Genomic DNA, 965 nt, shown 5'->3' with positions numbered 1-965 from the left:
CCTTGGTGGCGCGCTCGGCGATCAGCTTGCCGATCGCGGCGGCGGCGGCGGTGTCGGCGCCGGTCTTGAGCGAACCCTTGAGGTCCTTCTCGAGCGTCGAAGCGGCAGCGATGGTGTGGCCCTTGGCGTCGTCGATGACCTGCACGTAGATGTTCTTCGACGTGCGGTGGACCGACAGACGCGGACGCTCGCCGGCGACCTTCTTGATCTGACGACGGACGCGCTGCGCGCGGCGCTGCGTGGATTCCTTGGTACCCATGATGGTCTTCCTTGCCTTCAAAAAACGGGGGCCGCCATATGCGGTAGGCGAAAGCGCCTCCCGCGACCGCTCCCCGCGGCGTTACACTTTTTGGCTTGGCCTCAACTTCCCGAGGCCAGGCCCGCTACTTCTTCTTGCCTTCCTTGCGGACGATCTTCTCGCCGGCATAGCGGACGCCCTTGCCCTTGTAGGGCTCGGGACCGCGATACTCGCGGATCTCGGCCGCAACCTGGCCGACTTGCTGCTTGTCGATGCCGGCCACGGTGATTTCGGTCGGCTTCGGCACGGTAATGGTGATGCCGGCCGGCGTCTCATAGACGACGTCATGGCTGAAGCCAAGCGCCAGCTGCAGGTTCTTGCCCTGAAGTGCCGCGCGATAGCCGACGCCGGTGATCTCGAGCTTCTTCTCGAAACCGTCCTTGACGCCCTGCAGGATGTTGACGATCTGCGTGCGCGACATGCCCCACTTGGAGCGGGCGGTCTTGGTCTGGTCGCGCGGCTGGACAGCGATCTCGCTGCCTTCCATCTTGACCAGCACTTCGTCGTTCACCACGAACTTCAGCTCACCCTTGGGGCCCTTCGCCGTCACGGTCTGGCCGTTGACGGTCGCGGTCACGCCCTGCGGCAGCGAAACGGGTTTCTTTCCAATACGAGACATTTTGTTGTCCTCGTCACTTCTCTTGTTTCAGGTCTCTGTCTTCGGGAA

The 965-nt window shown here is 63.2% G+C and carries 2 protein-coding genes; both read right to left on the bottom strand.

Translation table 11 applies throughout. The annotated features are described in order from the left end of the window. On the bottom strand, window positions 1–259 hold a 259-nt coding region (locus EN964_RS35650; RefSeq protein ID WP_164776475.1), incomplete at its 3' end, for a 50S ribosomal protein L18. A gap of 124 nt (window positions 260–383) precedes the next feature. Beyond that, complete coding sequence (gene rplF, locus EN964_RS35645) at window positions 384–917, bottom strand: 50S ribosomal protein L6 (RefSeq protein ID WP_013895694.1); 534 nt, start codon at window positions 915–917, stop codon at window positions 384–386. Window positions 918–965 lie beyond the last annotated feature (48 nt).

The organism is Mesorhizobium sp. M7A.F.Ca.CA.001.10.2.1 (genome assembly GCF_003998575.1).
Taxonomy (GTDB): domain Bacteria; phylum Pseudomonadota; class Alphaproteobacteria; order Rhizobiales; family Rhizobiaceae; genus Mesorhizobium.
Note: the sequence above shows the minus strand (reverse complement) of the source record. Positions and strands in the feature narration are given on the sequence as shown.

What these genes read in the sequence shown, in the direction of transcription:
- rplF (WP_013895694.1), bottom strand. Translation starts at nt 917, where the DNA reads ATGTCTCGTATTGGAAAGAAACCCGTTTCGCTGCCGCAGGGCGTGACC.